1 protein-coding gene is annotated in these 1,495 nt (G+C 64.9%); it reads right to left on the bottom strand.

Features of this window, described 5'->3' with window-relative positions; genetic code table 11:
• Positions 1 to 1,285 (bottom strand): IS21 family transposase (gene istA / locus AWC19_RS03755; RefSeq protein ID WP_245848692.1); only part of this gene is annotated, 1,285 nt, incomplete at its 3' end.
• Positions 1,286 to 1,495 lie beyond the last annotated feature (210 nt).

Genomic DNA, 1,495 nt, shown 5'->3' with positions numbered 1-1,495 from the left:
CCCGCCGGGCTGCGGCCCACCACGCGTCATGTTCAGCGGTGAACAGTTTGGCCGCCCGCGCTTGAGCCAGTGCGGTGGCCCCCGGCAACGCACCGGGTTTGCGGGCCAGGATCTCCAGATAGTGGTCCAAGTCCAGCACCTTGGTGCCTTTGCCGACTGCCCGGGGATGACGTGCCACCACCGTGGTGCGGTCATAGACAGTGACATGCGACGCCGACAGTTTCACCCGCACACGATGCCCGATGAACCGGGCCGGCACCGAATACTGATTGCAGCGCACCATGATCTGGGCGTACCGATCCACCCGCGGAGTCAGCGTCAACGCCGTCTCAAACCCCTGATCGGCAACAGGCTGCAGGAACTGCCGCTCGGTTTCCCAGTCCTGGCCAACACTGTTGGCGCGGTTAGCGATCCGACGACGATCGTCGGCGTCGTCAGCAGCGGCCAAGAAGGCGTTGAGCTCGTCGATGGAGTCGACCACCGGCATCGGCACGCAGTGATTGCGGCGAAACCGGCCCCCTTCGCCTTCCACGCCGCCCTTTTCGTGGCTGCCGTCGTGACCGGGCTGGCAATACCACGCTTCAAAGCCGTAGTGCGAGCGGAACGCGATCCAGCGTTCATTCTCCTGACGGGACCGTCCGAACAACACCTGCTTGACCGCACTATTGAGATTGTCGTAACGGATCTTGTCGACCGGCACCCCGCCGAGGCGGTCGAACCCGTAAACGTGGCCCTCCAGAAACGCTTCCTGGCCCTGGGTGGCGAACGCCCGATGCGCTGCTCGCCCCGAGAACGACAACCGCATCGTAAACAGTGCGGTCTTGGTCTTCACCCCGGCCAGCATCACCCACAGATCGTGGAAGTCGACCTCGGCTTCAGCGCCGGGTCGGTAGGTCTGCGGCACAAATCCCGCCTCCAAGGCCCGGCCCGCCTCCGCAGCGATCTGTGGGCGACGTTTGCGGATGTGGTCGCGCACCGTCGAATACGACAACCCGGCAGCGTCATGCTCATCGACCAGCCGCGCCAACACCCGTCGCGCGGTATGGCGTTGCTTTTTCGGGGCATCCAGATCCGAACGCAGCATCTCATCGATGGCCGCCTTGAACGGCTCCAACCGCGGCGCCGCTCGCGGCCCGGTCTTGCGCGGCGGCGGCACCGCCGAATCCAACGCTTGGCGCACTGTGCGTCGATGCACCCGGTACTTATCTGCCAGCGCCCGGATCGACAAACCCTCAACCCGACGATCCCGGCGGATCGCTGCGAACTGCTCCACCCGTGTCCTCACCTTTCCAGCCACCAACCCTTCACCAGCGATCCGGGCCATCCGGAACCGCCTGTGATCACTGTCAGGTGGGGCCAATTCACGCCGTCATAACCGACGCGGCGTGTCGTCAAGGTGGGGCCAACTCAGACCGTCACAACAGCACACCCGCGACCACACAGGTGGGGCCACTTTCGACCGCCCACCCGGGGCCAAATCAGGCTGTCACAGCCA

Origin of the sequence: Mycobacterium palustre (assembly GCF_002101785.1) — a bacterium.
GTDB classification, from domain to species: Bacteria; Actinomycetota; Actinomycetes; order Mycobacteriales; family Mycobacteriaceae; genus Mycobacterium; species Mycobacterium palustre.
This window is presented reverse-complemented; position numbering and strand designations above follow the sequence as displayed.